Below are 25,178 nucleotides of genomic sequence, written 5' to 3'. Positions count from 1 at the left end.
CTATCGGGGGGCGGCGTCCAGGACGGCGCCCAGCGCGGCGCCATCGACGGTCACCGACTGCTTGTCCAGCAGGCCCTGCAGATAGGCCTGCGCCGACTGCTGCTGGCGCTCCTGCCGCATGCCCTGGCGCAGGCGATCGCGCACCTGCGCGTAGGTAGCGGCCTGCTGCGGGCGCTCGTCCACGAGCTTCAGGATATGGAAGCCCTGCAGCGACTGCACGGGCGCGGATACCTGGCCCTTGCGCATGGTGGCGACCACGGGCCGCATTTCCGGCAGCAACTGCCCCAGCGGGATCATGCCGGTATCGCCGCCCTGCTGGGCGCCCGCGTCCTGGGAATACTTCCTCATCAAGGCCGTGAAGTCCGCCTTCGGACCCTGGGCCTGTTTGGCGACGTCGTCCGCCTGCTTGCGGGCGCGCGCCACGGCGGCGGTGTCGTTGGCCGGCGCGGCCAGGAAAATCTGCGCCACCCGGTACATGGCGGGTTCGACCCAATTGGATTTGGTGCGCTCGTAGGCGGCGCTTAGCTCTTTGTCGGAAGGATAGTCGGCGGGCACCGTGCTGACCGACGCCAGGTAGGAGCGGAACACGAGTTCCCGCGTGGCGGCCTCGATCTGCGCCTTGACCTCGGGACGCTGCGCCCAGTTCTGGCTTTGCGCCTGCTGGAGCAAGGCTTTCTCCGCCAGGCGGCCTCGGACCATATTGTCCAGCAGGGAACGGTTGGCCTTCACTTGCGCGCGGGCCTGCGGCGTCAGCGCGTTCAGCATGGCCTGGACTTCGCCTCTCAGGACTTCCACGGTGCCCATTCTGGCCACGACCGCACTGTCGCTGCTGTCCGCCGTCGAAGATGCCTTGGCAGCGGGCTTGGCGGCATCCGCCGCCTGCGCTTGAGCGGCGCAGGCCATGCAAATCGCCGCGGCGGCGATCCATCCATAGGTATGGTTTTTCATCGGGCGGGTATTGTCATGGGACGCGGAGCGGCAACGATAACTCGAATATGCCGGACCCGCGTCGGACGCGCGTGGAATCAAAAGCGCAGGTTGTTGACACTCAGCCCGCCGTTCCGAATGGCTGCCGTGCTGAAAATGCAATAGATTAGACCTATCATAGATATCGGGTTACTGCAGATAAAACGATATCTATAAGATAATTAACGCAGAGATTCCGGTTGCCACCCATCGTAGAAGTCGGTTTAATTGGCTTAATCCGACATTTATGACTGCCCAATGCCCAAGAAAATCCAGCCAACGGCCGCCGTGCCCACACTCGTGGCCGAACGTCTGCGCATCTGGGGTCGCTGCATCCGGACACAACGCGTGGCGCAACATCTTCCCGCCGCGGACCTCTGCGCCCGCATGGGGATATCGGACGCCACGCTCCGCCGCGTGGAGCGGGGCGACCCTGGCGCCGGCGCGGCCGTCTATCTGTCCGCTTTCTGGGTGCTAGGTATCCTCGACACCATCGCGCCCCCGCCCGATCCACCCTACTGGTCGGCGCATCCCAACTCGCGCGCGCGCACCCCGTCATCCGAAGCGAACGATGAATACTTCTAAACCGTTGTACGTCTACCTGCAACGCCCCGACAGCGACGAGTGGGTCACCGTCGGGCGCTACAACAGGCGCGACGAGACGGGGGTCTTCCGCTATGCGCCCAGCTATCTCGAAGCCGGGCTCCCGTGGTCGATCGACCCGGTGAACATGCCCTTGCTGGGCGGTATCGATCTGCTCGCCCATCGATACCGCGGCCTGCACGATGCATTGCGTGATACCTGTCCGGACTCCTGGGGCAGGCTGCTGCTGCAACGCCAATATGGCCTGCCGGACAATTCGCCTGACATCGAGTACCTGCGACGCGCGCGCAACGGCGACCTGTGGGGGGCGCTGGCCATCGGCACGTCTCGCCGGCCCTCCATCGATGTCATCCAAAGTCCCAGGCTGCCTCAACTCGAGGAACTGACGGACGAGTTATTGGCCTTGTACGAGCGGCGCCCGCCCGTGCACCCCGGGTTGCGCAAGATGCTCATGGCCACGCCCAGCCTGGGCGGCGCTCGGCCGAAGGGCACGCTCCAGGACGATGACCTTTGCTGGTTGGTGAAACCGCTGCTGCCCAGCGACGTGGTCGATATCCCCGTGCTGGAACACTTCGCAATGCGTTGGGCCGCCAGCGCCGGCTTGAACGTAGCCCCCACGGTCCATCACTCGGAGGGAATAAGCGTGTTGCGCGTGCTGCGCTTCGACAGGCACGGCGCGCGCCGGACGATGGCGATCAGCGGCGCCACCCTTTTGAGCACCGAGTATCCAGGCGCCGCGCGTGCCTCATGGAGCTATCCCCGACTTGCGGAACAGCTCCGCCAGATCGGCGCGCCGGTCGAAGACCAGATCGAGCTTTTCGACCGCATGGTGTTCAATGCCATCGTTGGCAATGACGACGACCATCCGCGCAACCATGCGGCCATCTATTGCGCCGACGAAAAGCGCTGGCGCCTTTCGCCAGCATTCGACATCGTTCCCGACCCGGAATCGACGCCCCGCATGCTGTCGATGCAGCTGTCGGAAGGCCGCTTCGATATTGATCGCGAAGCCGTGCTGGCCGGCGCGGCGCATTTCGGCCTGTTCGACAAGCACGCCGCGGACGCGCACCTGCAGGCCCTGGTTCAACGCATCGCCGACGCCTATGGCAAGGTGGACGCCGAGCTGCCGCCGGCGCTGCGCCGCCTGCTGGACGACAGGCTCGCCCATAACCTCCATCTGCTGCACGGGTAGACCTGGCGTCATGAACGCCGGGGCAGGCCGCACCGCACCAGGGCGGCCCGCGCGCGCCCCGATCGCTGACGAAAGGCTCCCGAAAGCAAACATCTCGCACCAGGTTGCCGCAAAGGACGCACCATTGACGTGCGCATTCGCGTAACCACGCCCTCTATCGGTGCGCGGATTCACGCCGTCGTGCAGGCCGGTGACGCCGCGCTGGACGCGCGCCGCGCATACGGCGGGTCGTCGCCACGCACGACCGGTGCGCGCGGCGGGGACCCGTCCAGGGCCGTCTTCCGCCGCAAAAATTGGCATACGTTTTGCTTTGAATGCTCGTGCCTCCGCGCATCCATCGACGCGCGGGCCGCCGCTGTACGACGCATTGCCACGCACTCCTGCCGGCCCGTGCCGGCTCACCGTTAAGGATCCCGACAACATGAACCGCAGACTCGTACTCAAACAATTGACGGCCGCCAGCGTGATGGCGATGACGGGATGGCTGCCGGAAGCCCTGGCCGCCGAAGAGACCATCAAGGTCGGCATCCTGCATTCGCTGTCCGGCACGATGGCGATTTCCGAAACGTCGCTGAAAGACGTTGCCCTGATGACCATCGAAGAAATCAACGCGGCCGGCGGCGTGATGGGCAAGAAGCTCGAACCCGTGATCGTGGACCCCGCGTCGAACTGGCCGCTGTTCGCCGAGAAGGCTCGCCAGCTGCTGTCGCAGGACAAGGTCGCCGTGGTTTTCGGCTGCTGGACCTCGGTGTCGCGCAAGTCGGTCCTGCCGGTCTTCAAGGAGCTGAACGGCCTGTTGTTCTACCCCGTGCAGTATGAAGGCGAGGAGCTCGAACACAACGTCTTCTACACCGGCGCGGCGCCCAACCAGCAGGCCATCCCCGCGGTGGAATACCTGATGAGCGAAGACGGCGGCGGCGCCAAGCGTTTCGTGCTGCTGGGTACGGACTACGTCTATCCCCGCACCACCAACAAGATCCTGCGCGCCTTCCTGCATTCCAAGGGCATCAAGGACGAGGCTATCCAGGAGGTCTACACGCCCTTCGGCCACTCCGACTATCAAACCATCGTCGCCAACATCAAGAAGTTCGCCACCGGCGGCAAGACGGCCGTGATCTCCACCATCAACGGCGACTCCAACGTGCCCTTCTACAAGGAACTGGGCAATGCCGGCCTGAAGGCGACCGACGTGCCCGTCGTGGCGTTCTCGGTGGGCGAAGAAGAACTGCGCGGCGTGGACACCAAGCCGCTGGTCGGCCACCTGGCGGCCTGGAACTACTTCGAGTCCATCAAGAATCCGGTCAACGCCGAGTTCATCAAGAAGTGGAAGGCCTACGCCAAGGCCAAGAACCTGCCCAACGCGGATACGGTCGTCACCAACGATCCGATGGAAGCCACCTACATCGGCATCCATATGTGGAAGCAGGCCGTCGAACAGGCCAAGACAACCGACGTCTCCAAGGTCATCGCGGCGGTGGGCGGCCAGAAGTTCAATGCGCCTGACGGCTACACCATCGAGATGGACAAGACCAACCATCACCTGCACAAGCCCGTCTACATCGGCGAAATCCGCGCCGATGGCCAGTTCAACGTCGTCTGGAAGAGCAAGGGTCCCATCCGCGCGCAACCGTGGAGCCCCTACATCCCCGGCAACGAAGGCAAGCAAGGCCTGTAATGGCGATCCTCGCCGGGGCGGCCCGCAAGGCCGGCCCGCAAGGACGCCGCCGAGTACGGAAACGCATAGGAAGGAACGGCATCGCCATGCGCCTCGCGCTCTTCGCAATCACTCTGCGCCGCCTGCTGGCCGCATGGCTGCTCGCCATGCCCATGGCGGCGGCGCTGGGCGCGGGGCTCGATGCCTCGCTGCTCGCGCCGCTGGCCGGCGACGATACCGACGCCAAGCTGGAGGCGATCGGCAAACTGGGCCAGTCCACGCAAGCCGAGGCCGCCGATGTTCTGGCGGCCATGGGTTCGGACCGCCTGTATGCCACCGCCGACGGCCGCGTGCTGGTCGATACCGGCAAGGGCGCGCTCGACCCCGCCACGGGGCAGAGCCTGCCGATGCCCGCCGACGCAAGCTCCGTCATGATCAACAACCGCCTGCGCCGCGCCATCGATGGCGCGCTGGCGGAGTCGCGGCTGCATGCCGCCGATCCCGCCCAGCGCCTGGCCGCCGCGCAGCGCCTGCAACAGACCTCGCAAGCCAGCGTGCTGCCGCTGATCGTCGCCGCGCTGGACAAGGAAAAAGACCCGCAGGTGCGGGCCGCGCTGGAAATCGCGCAAGCCAATCTCGAACTGAAAAGCCCCGACGCCAACGTGCGCCGCCACGCCGTCGACATCCTGGGCCGCAGCCTGAACACCGGCTTCATTCCGGTCCTGACCGCGATGACCGGCCGCGATGCGCAGGGCAACTACGCGGAAGCGGATGCCGGCGTGCGCGACGCGGCGGCCGCCGCGCTGCGCGCCATCGACCGGCACCTGGCCGCCATCGAATGGGCCGGCAATCTCTTCTACGGCATCAGCCTGGGCAGCGTGCTGCTGCTGGCCGCGCTGGGCCTGGCCATCACCTTCGGCCTGATGGGCGTCATCAACATGGCGCACGGCGAACTGCTGATGATAGGCGCCTACGCCACCTTCGCCGTGCAGGGCGCGTTCCGCGCCTGGGCGCCCGCCTGGCTGGACTGGTACGTGATCGCCGCGCTGCCGGTCGCCTTCGTCGTGACCGCGCTGGTGGGCATGGCGCTGGAGCGCACCGTCATCCGCTGGCTGTACGGCCGGCCGCTGGAAACGCTGCTGGCGACCTGGGGCATCAGCCTGATCCTGATGCAGCTGGTGCGCTCGCTGTTCGGGGCGCAGAACGTGGAGGTCAGCAATCCCGGCTGGATGAGCGGCGGCGTCACCGTCATGGGCGGACTGGTGCTGACCTACAACCGCATCGTCATCATCGTGTTCTCGCTGCTGGTGCTGTTCTTCGTCTGGCTGCTGCTGAATCACACGCGGCTGGGCCTGTTCGTGCGGGCCATCACGCAGAATCGCCGCATGGCGGACTGCGTGGGCGTCCCGACCGGGCGCATCGATATGCTGGCCTTCGGGCTGGGATCCGGCATCGCCGGGCTGGCGGGCGTGGCGCTGTCCCAGCTGGGCAACGTCGGACCGGACCTGGGCCGCGGCTACATCGTCGACTCCTTCATGGTGGTCGTGCTGGGCGGCGTCGGCCAGCTCGCCGGCACCGTCATCGCCGCGCTGGGCCTGGGCGGCCTGAACAAAATCATGGAGCCCTACGCGGGCGCCGTGCTGGCCAAGATCGCCATCCTGGTGCTGATCGTGCTGTTCGTGCAAAAGCGGCCGCAAGGCCTGTTCGCCCCGCGCGGCCGGAGCGTCGAATGAAGATGTCCCCTTCCATGGACCTGGCCGCGATGGCGCGGCCACCGCTGTATTCCCGGCGCGCCTGGATGGCGCTGGCCCTGGTGGCGCTGATCCTGGCCCTGCCTCCGCTGCTGAACCTGGCCTTCCCGCCGGGCAGCCCGCTGCACATGTCTTCGTACGTGGTGGCGCTGCTGGGCAAATTCATGTGCTACGCGCTGGCCGCGCTGGCGCTGGACCTGGTGTGGGGCTACGCGGGCATCCTGTCGCTGGGCCACGGCCTGTTCTTCGCGCTGGGCGGCTATGCCCACGGCATGTACCTGATGCGCGCCATCGGCCATGACGGCGTCTACAAGAGCGACCTGCCGGACTTCATGGTGTTCCTGAACTGGAAGTCCTATCCCTGGTACTGGTCGTTCACCGAGCACTTCTGGTACGCCGCCTTGCTGGTGGTGCTGGTGCCGGGCGTACTGGCCTTCGTGTTCGGCTACTTCGCCTTCCGCTCGCGCATCAAGGGCGTGTACTTCTCCATCATCACCCAGGCCCTGACGTTCGCCGCCATGCTGCTGTTCTTCCGCAACGACACGGGCTTCGGCGGCAACAACGGGTTCACGGATTTCAAGCGCATCCTGGGTTTCGACATCACGTCGGCCGGCACCCGCGCGGCGCTGTACTGGATCACCCTGGCCTTCCTGGGCGGCTGCCTGGTGCTGGCGCGGTCGGTCACGCAATCCAAGCTGGGCCGCGTGCTGACCGCCGTCCGCGATTCGGAAAGCCGCCTGCGCTTCATCGGCTATGAGCCGCTGGGCTTCAAGCTGTTCGTCTGGACGCTGTCGGCGGTGATGTGCGGCATCGCCGGCGCCCTCTACGTGCCGCAGGTGGGCATCATCAATCCCGGCGAAATGTCGACCGAGAACTCCATCGAAATGGTGATCTGGGTCGCCACCGGCGGACGCGGCACCCTGATCGGGCCTATCCTGGGCGCGGGCGTCGTCAACGGCCTGAAGACCTGGTTCACCAGCGTGTTTCCGGAGTTCTGGCTGTACGCGCTGGGCCTGATTTTCGTGCTGGTGACGCTGTTCCTGCCGCAGGGCATCGTCGGCCTGGTGCGGCAGCTCGCCGCGGCGCGCGCCGACCGCCGCGCACGCGCGCAAGGCAGGCCGCCGTCCATGGGCGAGAATGCCGACGGCGACAGGAGGGTGACGGAATGAGCCGCGAAGCAATACCACCACACGTGCCCGCCGAGCCGCCGCTTCCGGAAAACGACGGCCCCAGCGGCAGCGCCAGCTACGGGCGGGTCAATTCCAAGGACGTCGACACCACGCACGGGGCGATCCTGTACCTGGACGGCATCACCGTCAGTTTCGATGGCTTCAAGGCGCTGAACAACCTGACGCTGGACATCAGCGTCGGGGAACTGCGCTGCATCATCGGTCCCAACGGCGCCGGCAAGACGACCATGATGGACGTGATCACCGGCAAGACCCGGCCCACGTCCGGATCGGCCTTCTTCGGCCAGAACATCGACCTGACCACGCTGAACGAGTCGCAGATCGCGCATGCCGGCATCGGCCGCAAATTCCAGCGTCCCACGGTGTTCGAGAACCATACCGTGTTCGAGAACCTGGAATTGGCGATGAAGACCGACAAGCGTGTGCGGCCCACGCTGTTCGCGCGCCTGGACAGCGCGCAGGCGGACCGCATCGCCGACACGCTCGCGCTGATCCGCCTGACGGCGGAAGCCTATCGTCCGGCCGGCCTGCTGTCGCACGGGCAGAAACAGTGGCTGGAGATCGGCATGCTGTTGATGCAGGAGCCGCGCCTGCTGCTGCTGGACGAGCCGGTGGCCGGCATGACCGACGCCGAAACCGAACGCACGGGCGAACTGCTGAACGAACTGCGGGGCCGCCACTCGCTGATGGTGGTGGAGCACGATATGGATTTCGTGACCGGCATCGCCGGCGACGGCAAGGTCACCGTGCTGCACGAAGGCTCGGTCCTGGCCGAAGGCAGCATGGCCGAGGTCCAGGCGCATCCCCGCGTGATCGAAGTGTATCTGGGACGCTAAGGATGCTGGACGTACAAGCCATCAACCAATACTACGGCGGCAGCCACACGCTGCGCGGCGTGTCGCTGGACGTCCGCCAGGGCGAGTGCCTGGCCCTGCTGGGCCGCAACGGCGTGGGCAAGACCACGCTGCTGAAATGCCTGATGGGCGTACTGCCGCTGGCCAGCGGCAAGGTGCTGTTCGCAGGCCAGGACGTTTCGAAGCTGCCGCCGCACCGGCGGGCCGCCATGGGCATGGCCTACGTGCCGCAGGGCCGCGACATCTTCGCCCGCCTGACGGTGGAAGAAAACATCGTCATGGGCATGGCGGCGTTCTCGGGCGCCAAGGCGCGGCGCATCAAGGACGAAGTCTTCGAACTGTTCCCCGTGCTGAAGACCATGCTGGCGCGCCGCGGCGGCGATCTGTCCGGCGGCCAGCAGCAACAACTGGCCATCGCGAGGGCCCTGGTCGCCGAACCGAAGCTCATCATCTTCGATGAGCCGACCGAAGGCATACAGCCTTCCATCATCAAGGACATCGGCCGCGTCATCCGCCTGCTGCGGGAACGCGGCGACATCGGCATCCTGCTGTGCGAGCAGTACTTCGACTTCGCCCACGAACTGGCCGACCGCTTCGTCGTCATGTCGCGCGGCGAGGTCGTGGCGCGCGGCGAGCAGGCGGCGATGGGCGACGCCGAGGTGAGGCGCCACCTGTCGGTGTGACGCGCGGGCGGCGCTCCGCTAGAAGCTCCAGCCCACGCCCGTACCGTAGATGGACTCGTTCATGCTTTCGCGGGTGCCCGTGACCAGGTCGCGCGCGTACTTCACGTACAGCGACAAGGTGCTGTTGATGTTGTAGCGCAGGCCGACTTCGCCGTTCAGGCCGAAGCCGGCATCGCCCAGCGCCCGATAGAATTCGCCGTTGGTATACACCTGGAACTGCTTGCCGCTCAGGTAGCGCGAGTAGTTCCAGCGCAGGCCGCCGGCGAAGAAGCCTTCGTTGCCGCCGTCGCTGTAGCCGTACTCCACGCGGCCCACCAGCGCCGACAGCGAGAACGCGCCCAGCTCGTCATCCCAGAACTGATAGCCCGGACCGGTGCCGTAGGCGGTCTGGCGGCTGACTTCCTCGACGAAATCGCGCTTGTAGCGGATGCGGCCCTGCCAGAAGGCCTTTTCGGTCAGGAAGCGGTCCAGCGCATAGTCGCCGCCGTAGTTGTCCGTACCGACGTCGTCGCCGTCCTTGCTGCGGTTGTAGGCCGCGCTGAGGACGTTGCGCCACAGGCCTCGGCGCGCATCCAGGGAAAACGCGGCCGCGTAGTTCTGGGAATTGACCGACGCGGTTTTCTGCGCGATCGACAAGTCCAGCTTGCCCTTCACCGAAGTCTCGCCCAGCAGGGGCTTGGGGGCCGTGATGCTTTGCAGCGACGAAAGCGCCACGTCGGTCTTGACCTCGTTTTCGCCGTCCGGGCTGCGCTGCAAGCCCTCCACCAGCACCTTGCCCTGGTCGGCGCTCACCAGCTTGGCGTAGTAGTCGTGCTCCACGGATTTGTCGCGGATGACCAGCGCCTTGTCGCTCTGCAGGGTCTTGACATGCTTGAACTGCAGGCGCACGTCGCCGCCATAGGGCGTGTTCACCAACAGGATGCCGTTGTCCAGCGACAGGATATTGCCGCTGATCCGGTCGCCGTTGTCCATCCACACGGTACCGGCCTGCGCGCAGGCGGCGAACAAGGCCAGGGACGACAGCAGGAGAAAACGGACAATGCGGCGGCACGGCGCCGCGTAGGCGGGGTTCGGCATGGATTGCTTCTGGGGAGTGTTGGCGATGGATCAGGCAGGCGGGCCCGAGGCCGGGCAGCTCTGCCGTGAGTCCTACATCCTAAAGAGTCCACACGAAGCGCCACGCGATGGGATGTAACCAGAGACTCGGCAGGTAAGCGCCCGTTGCCCCTGTCGGGGCGCTCGCGCGGGGTGGGGCGGAAAGCGCTGATGCTTCTTGTATCGTCACTGTCAGCCTGGGCGCGGCGGTCCGCGTCGCGAGGCGGGCCGACCCGGATTGCCGAATGCCCTCGGCCCGATAAGACAGCCGCCAGGATTTATGTATAATGCCGGTCTTGCTGCTGACCCAGGCGCCACGCCAGGCCAGCCAGTACGCGGGAATAGCTCAGTTGGTAGAGCGCAACCTTGCCAAGGTTGAGGTCGCGAGTTCGAGACTCGTTTCCCGCTCCAGAATTTGGCATGCAGGCTGGTGAACGGCCTGCGGGCCGATCAAAAAAGGCGAATCGCAAGATTCGCCTTTTTCTTTGCGCGTCACTATCTGGCGGGTAGCCGCCATGCCATGTCCCGCCGCTGACATGCACGACCACTCGGCCGGCGAGATTTGCAAGGACCTGGATGCATGCGCCGCGCATCAGGGAAATATATTCTTGGCGCACCGAAGCAAGCCTCTGGCTATGCAATACTGCTCCGTCGATCATGTGGGAGCCTACCCGTGCGCCTTCCGCAGCTTCATTACTCCCTGCGCCAGCTGCGCTATTTCGTGGCGGCGGCCGAAACCCTCTCGTTCACGGCGGCCGCCAAGGCGCTGCATATCTCGCAGCCGTCCATGTCCACAGCCCTGGCCGAGCTGGAGTCCAGCTTCGGTGTCCAACTGTTCATCCGCCACCACGCGTCAGGACTTTCCCTGACCCAGGCTGGACAGGAGATGCTGGGCCGCGCCCGAGCGCTGCTGAAGAATGCCGAAGAGCTGCAGAACGCCGCGCGGGACATCGATGCGGGCCTGTCCGGCGATATCGCGCTGGGTTGCCTGACGTCCCTGGCGCCGCCGCTGTTGCCGGGCCTGATCAGCCGGTTCATGAAGGCACACACGGGCATCAGCTTCCGCACCCGCGAAGCGCCGCAGAACGAGTTGCTGGATGGGCTGTACGACGGTTCGCTGGACGTCGCACTGACCTACGACATCGACACCGGAGATACCATCGACTTCCAGCCGCTACTGACGCTGCCGCCATACGTTATCCTGCCGAAGAACCATCCACTCGCATCCCGCCGCACCATCCCTATTCCCAGCCTGCTGACGGTGCCTTATGTGATGCTTGACCTGCCTCACAGCCGTGAATATTTCTCGAGGCTTTTCGATTCCCTGGGCGAGCGTCCCACACCCGTATTCCAATCCGCTCAGCCCGAAGTCGTGCGCGGCCTGGTCGCCAACGGCCTGGGATACAGCATCCTGAACTTTCCGTTGAAATCCACCCGCACCGTCGACGGCGCCGAATTCGCGGTCCGTCCCTTCAGCGGGGAAGTCGGCGCGATCACATTGGGCATTGCTCAAGCCGGCGGGATGAAACCCAGGCGCGCGGTGCAGCAATTCGCCGCATACTGCGGCGAGTACATACGCACGCACTATAAGCGGAGAGCGGGCCGCGCATAGTTGTTAACCCTGATGCTGCATAGCCGCAAACTTGGGGTTGTATTCAAAAACAATATTTTATTTTTGCGCCTGATCTGGCCGAGACTTGTGCAAAGCACACAACGACAGCCAAGGGGAAATCATGCGAGCGCTCATCACCGCATCCATCATGGCGCTGGCGGCGATTGGTACCGCCAGCGCGCAAAGTCCGGACGGCGGCTACCCATCCAAGCCCATCCATCTGGTCGTGCCCTATCCGGCCGGCGGAATGCCGGATCGTGTTGCGCGCGACGTCGCCCAGGAACTGCAAGGACGCCTCAACCAGCCTGTGATCGTGGAAAACCGGTCTGGAGCATCGGGCAATATCGGCTTCGATTATGCGATGCGCCAGCCGGCCGACGGCTATACGCTGGTGTTGTCCCCCGCCTCGAACCTGGCAACCCAGAAAGCGTTGTTCAAATCCCTTTCCTATGACCCCCAGCGCGATTTCGAGGTCGTGTCCGTGCTCGTCGAAGCGCCGCAGATATTGCTGGTCAACCCCAAGGTGGAAGCGGAAAGCGTCGGGCAACTGATCGCCTTCGCCCGCGCGCACCCTGGCAAGCTGAGCTTCGGCACCACGCTGGGCGCATTCTCGCACCTGGCGGGCGAACTGATGCGGACCCAAGAGGGAATCAGCTTCGCGACCATTCCATACCAGGGGAGCAATGTGGCCGTGCGCGATCTCCTCGGCGGCCAGGTGGACATGATGTTCTACGACAGTGTGGGTTCGATCCCCCTGATACGCGGCGGCAAGGTGCGCGCCCTGGGCGTGGCGTCCTCCACGCGGCTGGTGGCCCTGCCAGACGTGCCGACCCTGGACGAAGCGGGAATCAAGGGGTTCGAGGCCATATCCTGGTACGCGCTCGTGACCCGCACCGGCACCCCGGACTCGGTGGTGGATACGCTCGGCAAGGAACTGCGGGAGATCCTGGCATCCCCTGCCTTCCGCAAGCGCTACGAAGAAATGGGAGCGTCGACCGTCTCGTGGACGACCAAAGAGGCCGCGGCCTTCGTGGCATCCGAAACCGCCAAATGGACCGCGGTAATCAAAACCGCCGGCGTGCAGGCCAACTAACGTCAACATATCGATCCACACCAGCAAGGGACCAATATGGCCAAAGTCGATTTCCGCATCCTCAATCGCGAACAGGTCTCCGGCCTCATACCCGCCGGCGCCGAGCTCGTGGACATTGTCGCCAGGGGATTGCAGGCGCATGCCCAGGGCAAGGTGGTCCTGCCGCCCAAGGCCCATGTGGATCTGGACGACAGGTTCAACGGGCACCTGAATATCCTTGTGGGCTGGGCCGAACCAGCTGGGCTTTCGGGCGTCAAGGTCATCAGCGACTACGTCGACAACTATAAGCTCGGGCTACCGTCGGAAGTGGCGATGCTGACGCTGTACGACCCGAAGACGGGAGTTCCGGTGGCCATTATCGATGCGACGGACATCACGACCTGGAGAACCGGGGCGGTCACCACGATAGGCGCGCGCCACCTGGCGCCATCGGGCAGCAAGGTCCTGGGCCATATCGGCGCACGCGGCACGGCGTTCGCGAACATTGCCCTCATGGCCCGTCAGTTCGACCTGGAAGAAGTCCGCATACACAGCAAGCGCAGCGAAACCCGTGAGCTGCTGGCCAAGCGCGTCAGCGAGGAGCTGAAAATCAAAGCCGTCGCCGTCGACTCCACGGAGGCCGCCGTCCGCGATGCTGACATCGTGGTCGAGGCGACGCGCCTTGAAAAACCGGAAATACTGATCCGGGACGCATGGCTCAAGCCGGACTGCCTGCTGGTGTGCTACGGCTGGAAGATGGCGGTCGACCCCACAACGGTACTGACGGCGTCCAAGGTAGTGGTGGACGATTGGCGCCAGTGCTGCGTCGGCGGCCAGCTGCATGAGCTGATCGTACAAGGCAAGCTGACCCGGGACATGCTCCACGCGGAAATCGGCGAGATCGTCGACGGAAGCCGGACAGGCCGTGAAGAAGGCGATGGTCGCATCGTCTTCTGGCACCGTGGCTTCGCCATCAGCGACATCATGGTCGGCCGCGCCGTTATCGACCGCGCGCAGGCGCGGGGCGTGGGGGCGTCCTTCACCCTGTTCGACGGCCCGGACGAATAGCCGATTTCCTCGCGCTCAGGCCGCCAGAAACAGGCCTTCGCTTACGCACTGGGCCACGTGCTCTTCGATCGCGCCGCGGAAAGCTTTCGCGGCGAGGCTGACGGGTCGCCCCTTGGCAAGGGCAAGCATGCGCGTGACAGAGAAGGCCCGGATCGGCACCGCCACCAAGCCCTGCCAGATCGCCGATGTCCGCGAGACCGACCCCGGCATCACCACCACCCCGACACCGGCTCGGGCCAGCTGCGCGGCGCCCTCTCCGCCATCCATCTGTATGACGGGCTGCACCGCGCCGTGCTGCGCTTCGAGGCTGTTGCGCAAGCCCAGCGAAATGATGATCGGCAGCTTGGCCAGCTCACGGGCGTGCAGGCTGGACCGGGCGGCCAGCTTGCTGCCCGGTTGGCAGAAGACGGCGATCTCCTGCCTCATCAAGGGCGTGAAGCGAATGTGTTCCTGGTTGCCCGGATCCGAGACGATAGCCATGTCGATGGTGCCCGCGGACAGGCGATGCAACGCGTCCTCGGTCGGGCTTTCGGTCAGCTCGAGCCGGACCTGCGGAAATCGTGTGCGGAAATCCAGCGCGGTCCGCCCGTACAGGGCCTGACCCACCGTCGGAGCCGCCGACATGCGCACTGTGCCACGCACGTCGCGATTGGAGCCTCGCATCCCTCGGTTGAAATCCGAGACATCCTGGGTGGCGCTCTGCAATTCACGCAGGATGAATCTGGCACGCTCCAGGAACATGAGACCGCTGTCGGTCAGCTCCACGCCGGCGACACTGCGTGCGAATAGCGGGCCGCCCAGGCTTTCCTCCAGCAGGCGTATCTGCCGGCTGATGGCCGACTGGGCCACGTGCAACACCGCGGCGGCCGCGCTGATGCTGCCCTTCTCCGCCACCGCCAGGAAATACCGCACCGGCCGCAGATCCATCCGCGTCTCCTTGTATAAGTCCATATAAATTATAGATGGAAGGCATCTGAAAACGATTATTTTTAGTTGGCTCGGTACGATCCAGAATACGCAGGCAAACTACAAAACGGAGACAACATGGCCACCATGGACAAGGCGCCGCGCGCGTCACGATCCGCCTGGGCGCGGCGAGCGAAACGGACCCGGCACAAGCATCCAGGCTGGGGCGCGATCGCGTTGGCCACCCTGCTGTCGGGCACCACCGTCCATGCCGAGTACCCTGAAAAGCCGGTGCGCGCCATCGTGCCATTCGCGGCGGGCGCGGGTGCCGACATCGCGTCGCGCTTCATGGCCGAAAAGCTGAGCGCGATGTGGGGCAAGGGCGTGGTCGTGGAAAACCAGGTCGGCGCCAATAGCATCATCGGCGCACAGCAGGTCGCTCGCGCCCCCGCCGACGGCTATACGCTGCTGGTTCCCAACGACACTACCCTGGCGGCCAACCCATGGTTGTATGCCAGGCTTCCCTATGCCCCCTTGAAGGACTTCGCGCCCATCGCGCTGATCGGCGAGACGCCCTTTGTGCTGGTGGCGTCGCCGCGACTCCCGGCGCGCTCGGTGAAGGAACTGGTCGAGCTGGCGCGAGCCAGGCCCGGCGCGATCAACTTCGGCTCCAGCGGCCTGGCCAGCGCGCAGCATCTGCCGATGGAAATGCTGATGCACAGCGCGCACATCAAGTTGACGCATGTTCCGTACAAGAGCGCATCGGATGCGGCGGTCGGCGTCGTGAGCGACCAGATACAGGTGATGTTCGCGGGAGTGTCGGCGGTGCTGCCATTCCTGCAGTCCGGCAGGCTGGTCCCGCTGGCGGTAAGCACGGCCGGAAGGCTTGCCGTCCTGCCCCAGGTGCCCACGATAGCCGAGTCGGGCTACCCCGGCTTCCGTTATGGCGCATGGCTGGGTTTCGTGGCGCCCGCCGGCACGCCGGCGGCCATCGTGAACAAGATAAATGCCGACGTCAACAGCGTGCTGCGCCGGCCGGAGACACGCCAACGGCTGACCGAACTCGGCTTCCTGCCCGCCGCGCCGGCCACACCGGACGCCTTCCGCACGTTCATCAGCGACGAGACCGAACGCTACGGCACGCTGATCCGCGCCGCCGGCATCGAACAGACTCGCTGACGCGACACAACATACAGGGACCCCGAACCACGCCATGCGCATCATCGCCCTTCACGAAGCCGCGTTTCCGGTGCAAAGCACCATGCGTAACGCGGTATTCTCCTTCGCGGAGATGACCACCTCGATCGTCGCCGTCAAGCTCGATCCGGGCGCCGGCGCAGCCCCGGTAACCGGCTACGCCTTCAACTCCACCGGCCGCTATGCCTGCGGCCAATCGATGCGCGACCGCTTCTTCCCGCGCCTGCTCCGCGCCAAGCCCGAAGCGCTGCTGGACGCCGCCGGCATGCTCGATCCGGCAAAGGCCGTGGCGACGATGCTGGTCGGCGAAAAGCCTGGCGGCCACGCCGAACGTTGCATCGCCATCGGCACCATCGAGACCGCGCTGTGGGACGCCTTGGGCAAGGCGCGGGACCTGCCCACCGCGGAGCTGCTGGCGCGCCGATACCGCGGCGGCTCGATGCGGCAGAAGGTGTCGGTATACGTGGGCGGCGGATGGTATCGCCCGGGCGGCGTTCCGCGGGACGTGGCCGACGAGATCCGTGGCCACCAGGAAAGCGGCTATACGCACGTCAAGATCAAGGTGGGCGGCGCGTCGCTGGACGAAGACCTGCGGCGCATCGACTGCGCCCTGGGCGTGTTGCCCGACAGCGGGTACCTGGCGGTGGACGCCAACTGCAAATTCGAGCGCGACGAAGCGCTCACCTATGCGGCCGCGCTGGCCCCGTACCGGCTGCGCTGGTTCGAAGAACCATGCGACCCCAACGACTATTCGTTGATGGCGGAGCTCGCCTCCGTCTACGCGCCGCCGCTGTCGGCCGGAGAAAACCTCTACGGCATGCAGGATGTGGTGAACCTGGTTCGCCTGGGCGGCTGGCGTAGCGGACAAGACCTGATCCAGGTGGATCCTCCGCAATCCTATGGCATGGCCGCATACGCCACCATGGTGCTCGATCTGGAAGCGCGGGGCTGGCCGCCGTCCAGCCACTTCCCGCATGGCGGCAACCAGATGTCGCTGGCCCTGGCCGCCGGACTGGGCCTAGGCGGCTGCGAGGCCTATCCCGGTGTGTTCGGCTCCTTCGGCGGCTACGCGGACGGTACGGTGGTGGAAGAAGGCTATATACATCCGCCACAGTTGCCCGGCATCGGCTTCGAGGGCCACGGCGCGCTGTACGCATTGATGCGCACGGTCGGTGCGGATTGACGCCGATCGCTCCTCAGCCGGGACCGCGCGCGGGCCCCGCGCCGTCCTCCCACCTACAAGCAACCCTGGAATATGCCTATGAACTTCGTCACTTTCCGAACCGCCACCGACGGTATGCCCCGGTTGGGCGCCGTGGTGGATGACTCAGTCGTCGCCCTTCCCGGCGACATGGCCAGCCTGTGCGCCAGTGGCGCTGACGGCTTCGCCGCGGCGACACGGACGGCTGCCGCGGCGCCCGCCGCGGATCGCCGCCCCCTGGCCAACGTGGCGCTGCTGCCGGTGGTGCCGCGTCCCGGCAAAATCATCTGCCTGGGCCTCAACTATGCCGACCACGCCGCCGAGGGCGGCAACAACAAGCCGGAATACCCAAGCTTCTTCATGCGTGGCCCCTCGTCCCTGACGGCCCACGGCGCACCTTTGCAGCGCCCGCGCGCGTCGACGAAGCTCGACTTCGAAGCCGAGCTGGCCGTGGTCATCGGCAAGACCGCGCGCCACCTCATCCCGGCCAACGCCCTGGAAGCCGTGGCGGGTTATTCCTGCTTCAACGACGGCACGCTGCGCGACTACCAGCGCAAGACGGCGCAATGGACGATAGGCAAGAACTTCGACCGGACAGGCGCCTTCGGTCCCTGGCTGGTCCCCGCGTCGGCGCTGCCCGCCGGCGCGGCCGGCTTGAAAATCCAATCCCGCCTGAACGGGACGGTCATGCAGAGCAGCAACACCGCGCACATGCTCTTCCCGGTGGAAGAAACGCTGTGCCTCATTACCGAAGCCATCACCCTGGAACCGGGAGACGTCGTCATCATGGGGACGCCGGCCGGGGTCGGCTACGCGCGCACGCCGCCAGTGTGGATGAAGGCCGGCGACACGATCGAGATCGAAATCGAAGGGATAGGCGTACTGTCCAACCGGATCGAAGACGAAATGTGACGTCGGCCGGCGCCGGACTAGAAGCGCATGGCCACCTTGAACAGCCCCGCCTGCTGCCGGTTGCCGCCGCCGAACTGCGCGTCGTAGCTGACGGCGGCGGTCGTGTTGCGCGTGATCGCCATCTCGATCCCCAGGCCGAGCACCGCGGCGTCGCGGGCGATCGGGACGCCCGCCACGGTGAAGGTGCTGCCGCCATCGAAAGACAGGTCCTGCCTGGGCGTGACGTCACCCATGGCGTGGCGCCAACCCAGCGATGCGGTCAGGCGGCCCGGCGCGCGCTCGGATTCGAACTGCCATGAGCCGCGCAGGCCCAGCGTGGTGCTGGTCACGTCGCTGTGGTCGGCCGAGCCGTGCAAGGCCGCCGTGCCGCCCGATTCATCGAAGGCGCGCGTGCGCAACTGGTTCCAGGCGACGCCCGCGAACGGCTCGATGGTGTAGGCGTCGCCCAGCGGCAGGTTGTAGCCCAGTTCGCTGAACAGCTGCGTCGAAGACGCGTGGTAGGACGATTCCAATTGCTGGTTCAGGGCGCCCGCCGCCACGTCGCGCTTGGTATCAATGTCGTGCCAGGTGTAGGCGGCGCCGGCGGTGAAGCGGAAATGGCCGGCGCCAGCCTGGAAGTTCCGCCCGCCGAATACCGTCGCCGTGTAGCTGTCGATGCTGCTGCGCGACGACACGTCGTCGATGGAACTGTGGCTGCCGATGTAGCCGACCGCGCCGCCCAGCCGCCAGCCGCCGCCGACCGCGCCGTCGCCGCCGACGAACAGCCCGCCGTCGGACTGCCGCACGCGGGACGCATTGCCGTCGCCCGAGAAGGTGCGCCAGTTGCCGAACACCTGGGCCCACACCGGCGACGCGCCGCTGCCGGGAAGGGCGTCGGCGGATGGCGATCCCAGCTGCGCCGTCGGCCGTCCCGCCACTGCCGGTGCGTCCAGGTTGCCACGCAGATGGGCCATCGGCAGCGTGCGCACGGTATCGCCCAGGCCTTGCAAGACGCTGGCGGTGCTGGCGTAGGCTTCGCCGGAAAGCATGTTCAGCGCCGACCGCGCCTGGTCCGGCGTCATGGCGAGAACCGCCGCGGCGACCTGGCTTGCGCCGGTGCCGCTGGCCGCCCCGGCCACGGAGCCGACGGCGCCATTGCCGCCGCCCGGCGCGGCCCCCGCGCCGGCACCGCCCGCCGCGCCATTCGCGCCACCGGCCCCACTGGTGCCACTGGTGCCGCCAGCACCCGCGCCGCCGCTGCCCGCAGGCGCTCCGTTACCGTTGGCCGGCGGCGCTTCGTTATCCAGCGCGCCGCCCACGCTGCCCTGGTTGCCCGTGTTGCCGACGCTGCCGATCGGCACGTCGTTGCGCGTCAGCGTCATGAACGCGTTCTTCGGGTCGTAGCTCAGCGTCGGGGTCAGGAACGCATAGTCGCTCGACACGCCGGTGAACCGGCCCTGGATGCCGCCGTCCGCCGTCAGGATGTTGTACGTCGTGCGCGGCGCATAGCTGCCGTTGGGCCCCACGTGCGCGACGGTGCCGTCCAGGTAGGCGATGCCGGTCACGTGGATGTGATCGCTGGCGCTGCTGGCCGGATCCGCATGCACCCGATAGATGGTGTCCTGGCCGAAGGTGAGGTTGCCGTTGACCGTCAGCGTGCCGATCGGCGACGCATCGTTGCCCGGGGAGATGACCGCGGTGGGATACAGCGTGGTGGTGCCCACCTGCCCCACGCCGGCCAGCACGACCTCGCGGCCGATGTCGATCGGGCCGTTCAGCTTGCCGTTGATCTCCAGGGCGCCGTCGGCGATCAGGATGGGGCCGCTGAGCCCGCTGCTGTCGGCGTTCAGGATGACCGACCCGGGGCCGGTCTTGACGAAGCCGCTCGTGCCCTGCAGCGGGTTGTCGATGGTGTCGACGAACTGGCCCGACGCATAGGTGCCGTCACCCACCACGATCGCCGGCGGATTGCCGCCGCTGGCGACCAGCGTGATGGGCGCGCCCTGCAGGCGATACCGGTCGGTGGCGAACTGGATGCCCGACACCCGGACCGGTCCGGCGCCGCCGTCGACCGTCACCAGTCCGGCCGCGCCGGTGAAGATGGCGTACGCGCCATCGGGCAGCGCGCCCGTGGCATTGGCGGGGCTGTTCCAGTTCGTGCTCGCGGCGGTCCATGTCCCGTCGCCGCCGCCTGCGCGAGTCGCGGACGCCAGGCCGTTGCCGTTCCAGAGATTGGTCGTGCTGGGGCCCAGGATCAGGTTGATCTGCTTGTCGCCCGTCAGCGATTGGATGGTGGCCGCGGGCAGCGAATCGCCGCTGACCGTGCCCAGGGACAGGCCGTTGCCGCTCAAGGTGCCGCCGTACGACATGATCCGGTAATAGCCGGCGTTGACCCCCAGCGTATTCACGGAGACGTTCAGCGTGGCGTTGTTGAGGGCGACGTTGCCGCCCACGGTGATGTTGTCGCCGGTACCTGGCTGCGTGATCGGCAGCCCGGCATAGCCGGTTTCGAAGTCGAAGGCGGCGTTGCTGATCGACAGGTTGCCGTTGACGACCATATTCCCGTTGGACACCCCGGTCGGCGTACCGACGGGGTAACCCGGCGCGACCCGTGAATTGCCGGTCAGGCTGAGATCGCCGTTGACCGCGCCAAAGCCCCCGACGGTGGCGCCCGCGGTCGCGGCGACATTCCCGTTGAGGGTGGTGCCGCCTCCCGGGCCGGCGCTGCCGATCACCAGGGTGCCGCCGTTGACGTCGACCCCGCCCGGATAGCTGGCGGAGCCGTCGATGAGCCTGGTATCGGTCGGCCCGACCACCAGGTCGGCGGCCATGACACCGCCGCAATAGGACGCGCTGAGCGCGAGCGTTGCCTTGAGCAACTTCTTCGTTTTAGCCATAGCTTCGGATTCCCCTTCTGGCGCATGCCGTCCGCGGTTCCGGGACGGCGTTTCCGACTCCCACGAATGCGCCTCGGCAAGGAAGAGCATTCGCCAAAAAAGAAGGCAATGTATACGCCTTTCGTGGCAATACCAAGCATTTAGTGCGTAGATACCATCCAGTTAGCCGAAGATACATACTAGATAGCATCTAAAAGATGTAGAAGCGCGCTGCTGGATACCATCCGGAACCGGCCGGCGCTATCGTTTTCCCGCGAATTTATTGCTATCTGGGAAAAGTCCGGATTCTCCTTTGACCACGTTTTGGCCGCGCCACTAGGATCGATTCGAGCGGTTGACCGGGCCCCTTCCCCCATGCAAATGCGGCGCGACCGGCCGCACCTGGCCGGCCGCACCTGGCCGGCCGCACCTGGCCGGCCGCACCTGGCCGGCCGCACCTGGCCGGCCGTACCTGGCCGGCCACGTCCGCCGGTCCCCAAGGGAGAAATTCCATGCAAAAACGCCACGCCGCGATTGCAATGTTCCTGATCCTGCTGCTGTCCTACGTGCTGAACGCCGTCGACCGCACCCTGTTCTCCGTCCTGGCCATCGAAGTGCGCAACGCGATGAACCTGTCGCTGCCGCAAGTCGGCCTGGCATCGACCCTGTTCACGCTGGGCATGGGATTGGCCGCGATACCGACCGGCTATCTGCTGGGCATCCGCTCGCGCAGGTCGGTGGTGATCCTGGGCCTGCTGATTTTCTCCGTGGCAACGCTGATGACCGCCTACGCCCACGGGCTGGCGGACCTGCTCGCCTACCGCTTCATTTCCGGATTGGGCGAAGCCATGCAGGCGACGGCCATCATCGCCATCGGCGCCATCTATTTCTACAGGCACCGCGCGCTGGTCACGGGATCGGTCTCGTTCGGCTACGGCATCGGCGCCTTCCTGGGACCGACCAGCACCGCCGCGCTGTTGAACGCATACGACTGGAAGCAGCCGTTCATCGTCTTCGGCATGATAGGCGCCGTCGCGATGGTGATGGTCTGGTTGTGGGTCAAGCCATGGTTCAGCGAGAGCCGTGAAAACGAGTCGCCGGCCAATACCGCGGGCAACAGTGCTCCCTACGACACCAACGAGACCATCTGGAACCCGACCACGGTCACGCTGGGGCTCGCCGCGATCTGCGCGGGCGTGGCGGTCTACGGCTTCTCTGGCCTGTATCCCACCTATCTGCGCAACGCACTGGGATTCACGCCCGCGCAAGCGGCCTACGTCATGAGCGCCATCGGCATCGGCGGTTTTCTCGCGCCGCTCAGCGGCTGGCTGGGCGACCGCCTGGGTTATCACAAGGTGCTGTTCCTGGCGCTGCCGCTGGGCGCCCTGTCCGGCGGCATCGCCTTCACCGAACTGGATCGCTCGGTGTTCCTGCATGCCCTGGCGGCCGGCGTGTTCGGCGTGTCGGTGCTCAGCCTGCTCTATTCCAACCTGTCCGCCATCATCATCGAATCCATGAGCCCGGCCAAGACGGCCCAGGGTTCGGGCATGTTCATCGCCAGCTACTACATCCCCGCCGCCTTCGCCGGCTATCTGCTCGCCGAGCTGAAGGAAGTGTTCGGCTGGACCGCGGCCGGCATCATCCAGACATCCGGATTCGCGATCCTTTCCATGATCCTGGTCATGATCGCCACCACGATGCGCCGCAAGGCGACGCGCCCGTCCGCCGGCATCGAACTCGGCGCGGCGGGCGGGCCGGCGCATCGGCTCAAGGCATAGGCACCACTTACCCACAGGAGATCCGCAATGGCGAAAATCGACGACCAGGCACTTGCTTCAGGCGGCCAGGCCCAAGCCGAACGCATCGAAGGCGTCATGCCGGGCGGGGGGACCGTACCCTTCCGGCTGCCCGCCGGCGCCCTGAACTACCTGGACAAGAACCAGTACCTTTCCAATATGGAGGTCATCGACTTCTTTCCGTCGATCAAGCTGACGATCTTCGGGGACGAGCATTCCTGCATGTGGGCCAAGGGCGAGCGCCGCCTGATCGCCTTCGAAGGCGGCTGGGTCGACATCACGGACCCGCGCAAGGCAAGCGTCATTCCGGAAGAGAAACTGTCGACCTTCCAGAGCTGCGTCTACAACGAAAAGCTCGGGAAATGGATACGCGTCGTCGCGCACCAGATGCCGCTGACCCCGGGCACGATGCAATACCCGCGCGGCAAATACCACGAGGAATATGCCGACAAGGCAAAGCGCCACGCGGGCTTTCGGGGCATCAAGACGTATGACGTCACCAATCCCGAAAAGACCGTGTTGCTGAACGAGTTCGAAACAGGCAGCACCGGCCATGGGGTACACCTGCCCTTCTACGATGGCGGCAAGTACGCCTACCTGGCCTGCGGCTGGGACGATCAGCTGCGCATGGAAAGCACCGAGCGCGTCTACAGCAACGGACTCATGATCGTCGATATGTCCGACCCCGCCAAGGTCAAGGAAGTGTCGCGCTGGTGGGCGCCGGGCCAGCGGCTGGACGAAGAGGACTACTACCGCGCCACCTACCCCTTCGCCGGCGACCAGAGTTCCTGGACCTGCAACCGCACGCCCTGCATCGTCCCTGTCCGCGTCGAGGACGGCGGCACCGTCGGCTACGGCGGCTGGGGCCATTTCGGCATGTACGTCCATGATCTTTCCGACATCCGCAATCCCAAGGTGTACGGCAAGGTGACGCATCCCTTGGAAGCCATCGGCGGCATTCCGTATCACCACGTCGTGCCCGTCACCGCCGACCCCAAGCGCTATCCGCAGTTGCAGAAGCTGGTGATCGCCATACCGGAGTCGCTGGAGTCCGACTGCCGCGAACCTTTCCATACCAGCTATGTGGTCGATGTAAAGGATCCTGCCCATCCCCGCATCATCGGGCTGTTCCCGCGCCCCATGCCCCATCCGGATGCGCCGTACAAGGATTTCGCGATGGCGCGCGGCCGCTTCAGCTCGCGCGTCATGCAGCACTGGATCGCGCCGGGCCAGGCGCGCCCGGACATTGTGGCGCTGTCCTACCTGAATGCCGGCCTGCGTCTTTTCGACATTTCCGACCCTACCACGCCCAAGGAGGTCGCCTACTTCGTGCCGGCGCGCGACGGCGATATCCACGACTACATGAGCTGGCGCCGCGGCACGTCGGAGGCGGTCTTCATCGAATGGGATCGCAAATTGATCTGGCTGTCCACGCACGCCGGCCTGTACCTGCTGTCGGCGCCCTTCCTGGGCGAGCCGGTGCTCAAGCCCATGGCTGTCGAACAATGGTCGGTGCCGCACGTGAACGTGGGCTGGGAAGGCTAGCGCAACGAGGATCGCCCCAACCATGCAGATCGATATCCACAGCCACGTCATTCCCGATCGCATCGTCGCGGCGATCGCGGCCGACCCCGCGCGCTTCCAGGCGCGGATCGTGGGGGAAGGCGCCGCCCGCAAGATGGTCCATGACCAGGGCTACGTCTACCCGCTGTTCGACGAATTCCACGTCGTCGAAGCCAAGCTCGCGGCGATGGATCGCAAGGGCATCGATATCTCGGTGATCTCGCCCGCGCCGCCGATGTTCTATTACTGGGCGGACGCCGACCTGGCGCTGCACGTTGCCAGCCTGGTCAATGACGGCGTCGCCGACATGGTGGCGCGCAAGCCCGACCGGCTGCGCGCCATGGCCACCGTGCCGATGCAGCATCCCGACGCCGCGGTGGCCGAACTGGAGCGCGTCGTGCGGGATTACGGCTTCAAGGCGGTGGAGATCGGCACCTCCATCGAAGGCGCCCAGCTTGCCGAGGAACGCTTCCGGCCCTTGCTGCGGCGCGCCGCCGAACTGGGCGTCTTCGTCTTCGCGCATCCGTACTACGTCGGCGCCAAGAGCGGCCTGGAAAACTACTACCTGACGAACCTGATCGGCAATCCGCTGGATACGACCGTCATGCTGGCCAACCTGATGTTCTCGGGCCGCCTGGACGAGCTGCCCGACCTGCGCATCGTGCTGGCCCATGGCGGCGGCTTCGCGCCCTACCAGATCGGCCGGCTGGTGCACGGCCACGCGGTGCGCGCCGAGACGCATGGCGTCAGCAAATCGTCGCCCAAGGATCTGTTGAAGCGCATTTACTTCGACAGCCTGGTGTTCGATCCGCAGGCGCTGCGGTATCTTATCGATCTGGTCGGCGCCGATCATGTCTGCGTTGGCACCGACGCGCCGTTCGACATGGCCGATGACGATCCCGCGGCCACCCTGGACGCGGTGCCGCGCATGACGCCCATGGAGCGACGATGCGTGTGTTGCGGCACGGCGTTGAAGCTGCTGCGCGAAGCGTGAAACGTTACGTCCGG

20 protein-coding genes and 1 tRNA gene are annotated in these 25,178 nt (G+C 65.8%); 17 read left to right on the top strand and 4 right to left on the bottom strand.

The genetic code is table 11. The annotated features are described in order from the left end of the window. A complete protein-coding gene (locus CAL26_RS05430; RefSeq protein ID WP_094845855.1) occupies nt 1-948 on the bottom strand; it encodes a peptidylprolyl isomerase in 948 nt (315 codons plus the stop codon). 276 nt (nt 949-1,224) lie between these two features. On the opposite strand from CAL26_RS05430, the gene CAL26_RS05425 reads away from it, so the two are divergent. From CAL26_RS05425 to urtE, 7 genes are all read left to right on the top strand, one after another. Continuing rightward, entirely contained in the window at nt 1,225-1,551 is a 327-nt protein-coding gene (locus tag CAL26_RS05425) for a helix-turn-helix domain-containing protein (protein WP_094845854.1), read from the top strand. After that, on the top strand, nt 1,538-2,761 hold the full coding sequence (locus tag CAL26_RS05420; RefSeq protein WP_094845853.1) for a type II toxin-antitoxin system HipA family toxin: 1,224 nt from the start codon (nt 1,538-1,540) through the stop codon (nt 2,759-2,761). The genes CAL26_RS05425 and CAL26_RS05420 overlap by 14 nt, the downstream gene beginning before the upstream one ends. Before the next feature lie 421 nt (nt 2,762-3,182). Continuing rightward, complete coding sequence (urtA, locus tag CAL26_RS05415; protein ID WP_094845852.1) at nt 3,183-4,436, top strand: urea ABC transporter substrate-binding protein; 1,254 nt, start codon at nt 3,183-3,185, stop codon at nt 4,434-4,436. An 86-nt stretch (nt 4,437-4,522) separates the two neighbouring features. Further along, nucleotides 4,523-6,148, top strand: coding sequence for an urea ABC transporter permease subunit UrtB (gene urtB / locus CAL26_RS05410; protein ID WP_094845851.1), 1,626 nt, complete (start codon nt 4,523-4,525; stop codon nt 6,146-6,148). A 2-nt stretch (nt 6,149-6,150) separates the two neighbouring features. Beyond that, on the top strand, nt 6,151-7,335 hold the full coding sequence (urtC, locus tag CAL26_RS05405) for an urea ABC transporter permease subunit UrtC (RefSeq protein WP_373454452.1): 1,185 nt from the start codon (nt 6,151-6,153) through the stop codon (nt 7,333-7,335). Then, a complete protein-coding gene (gene urtD / locus CAL26_RS05400) occupies nt 7,332-8,192 on the top strand; it encodes an urea ABC transporter ATP-binding protein UrtD (RefSeq protein ID WP_094845849.1) in 861 nt (286 codons plus the stop codon). The genes urtC and urtD overlap by 4 nt, the downstream gene beginning before the upstream one ends. A gap of 2 nt (nt 8,193-8,194) precedes the next feature. After that, nucleotides 8,195-8,893 (top strand): urea ABC transporter ATP-binding subunit UrtE, encoded by a 699-nt coding sequence (gene urtE, locus CAL26_RS05395; RefSeq protein WP_094845848.1) that lies wholly within the window; start codon nt 8,195-8,197, stop codon nt 8,891-8,893. An 18-nt stretch (nt 8,894-8,911) separates the two neighbouring features. Here urtE and CAL26_RS05390 read toward each other — a convergent pair whose 3' ends face one another. Further along, on the bottom strand, nt 8,912-9,970 hold the full coding sequence (locus tag CAL26_RS05390) for a DUF481 domain-containing protein (protein WP_094845847.1): 1,059 nt from the start codon (nt 9,968-9,970) through the stop codon (nt 8,912-8,914). Between the two features lie 353 nt (nt 9,971-10,323). Here CAL26_RS05390 and CAL26_RS05385 point away from each other — a divergent pair. The 4 genes from CAL26_RS05385 to CAL26_RS05370 all read left to right on the top strand — a co-directional run bounded on the left by CAL26_RS05385 (nt 10,324) and on the right by CAL26_RS05370 (nt 13,740). Next, nucleotides 10,324-10,399 (top strand) — tRNA-Gly (locus CAL26_RS05385). A gap of 262 nt (nt 10,400-10,661) precedes the next feature. Further along, on the top strand, nt 10,662-11,600 hold the full coding sequence (locus CAL26_RS05380; RefSeq protein WP_256987980.1) for a LysR family transcriptional regulator: 939 nt from the start codon (nt 10,662-10,664) through the stop codon (nt 11,598-11,600). 121 nt (nt 11,601-11,721) lie between these two features. Beyond that, the gene (locus tag CAL26_RS05375; protein WP_094845845.1) at nt 11,722-12,693 is read left to right on the top strand and encodes a Bug family tripartite tricarboxylate transporter substrate binding protein; all 972 of its coding nucleotides are present in this window, start codon (nt 11,722-11,724) and stop codon (nt 12,691-12,693) included. A 36-nt stretch (nt 12,694-12,729) separates the two neighbouring features. After that, nucleotides 12,730-13,740, top strand: coding sequence for an ornithine cyclodeaminase family protein (locus CAL26_RS05370; RefSeq protein ID WP_094845844.1), 1,011 nt, complete (start codon nt 12,730-12,732; stop codon nt 13,738-13,740). 15 nt (nt 13,741-13,755) lie between these two features. Here the strand turns inward: CAL26_RS05370 and CAL26_RS05365 are convergent, their stop codons facing one another. After that, entirely contained in the window at nt 13,756-14,667 is a 912-nt protein-coding gene (locus CAL26_RS05365) for a LysR family transcriptional regulator (RefSeq protein WP_179283260.1), read from the bottom strand. A 117-nt stretch (nt 14,668-14,784) separates the two neighbouring features. On the opposite strand from CAL26_RS05365, the gene CAL26_RS05360 reads away from it, so the two are divergent. The 3 genes from CAL26_RS05360 to CAL26_RS05350 all read left to right on the top strand — a co-directional run bounded on the left by CAL26_RS05360 (nt 14,785) and on the right by CAL26_RS05350 (nt 17,956). Next, the gene (locus CAL26_RS05360; RefSeq protein ID WP_094845842.1) at nt 14,785-15,825 is read left to right on the top strand and encodes a Bug family tripartite tricarboxylate transporter substrate binding protein; all 1,041 of its coding nucleotides are present in this window, start codon (nt 14,785-14,787) and stop codon (nt 15,823-15,825) included. A 34-nt stretch (nt 15,826-15,859) separates the two neighbouring features. Next, nucleotides 15,860-17,026 carry an enolase C-terminal domain-like protein gene (locus tag CAL26_RS05355; protein WP_094845841.1) on the top strand — a complete coding sequence of 389 codons (1,167 nt, stop codon included), beginning with the start codon at nt 15,860-15,862 and terminating at the stop codon, nt 17,024-17,026. 78 nt (nt 17,027-17,104) lie between these two features. Next, on the top strand, nt 17,105-17,956 hold the full coding sequence (locus CAL26_RS05350; protein WP_094845840.1) for a fumarylacetoacetate hydrolase family protein: 852 nt from the start codon (nt 17,105-17,107) through the stop codon (nt 17,954-17,956). A gap of 17 nt (nt 17,957-17,973) precedes the next feature. On the opposite strand, the gene CAL26_RS05345 is transcribed toward CAL26_RS05350, so the two are convergent. Beyond that, nucleotides 17,974-20,832, bottom strand: coding sequence for an autotransporter family protein (locus CAL26_RS05345; protein WP_094845839.1), 2,859 nt, complete (start codon nt 20,830-20,832; stop codon nt 17,974-17,976). 491 nt (nt 20,833-21,323) lie between these two features. Here CAL26_RS05345 and CAL26_RS05340 point away from each other — a divergent pair, with 491 nt between their 5' ends. From CAL26_RS05340 to CAL26_RS05330, 3 genes are read left to right on the top strand one after another with little or no spacing between them, the layout of a single operon-like run. Further along, nucleotides 21,324-22,589, top strand: a complete 1,266-nt coding sequence (locus CAL26_RS05340) for an MFS transporter (protein ID WP_094845838.1) — start codon at nt 21,324-21,326, stop codon at nt 22,587-22,589. A 27-nt stretch (nt 22,590-22,616) separates the two neighbouring features. Next, a complete protein-coding gene (locus CAL26_RS05335; RefSeq protein ID WP_094845837.1) occupies nt 22,617-24,152 on the top strand; it encodes an LVIVD repeat-containing protein in 1,536 nt (511 codons plus the stop codon). 22 nt (nt 24,153-24,174) lie between these two features. Beyond that, nucleotides 24,175-25,164, top strand: coding sequence for an amidohydrolase family protein (locus CAL26_RS05330; RefSeq protein ID WP_094845836.1), 990 nt, complete (start codon nt 24,175-24,177; stop codon nt 25,162-25,164). The last annotated feature ends 14 nt before the right edge of the window (nt 25,165-25,178 follow it).

The organism is Bordetella genomosp. 9 (assembly GCF_002261425.1).
GTDB lineage: Bacteria > Pseudomonadota > Gammaproteobacteria > Burkholderiales > Burkholderiaceae_B > Bordetella_C.
Note: the sequence above shows the minus strand (reverse complement) of the source record. Positions and strands in the feature narration are given on the sequence as shown.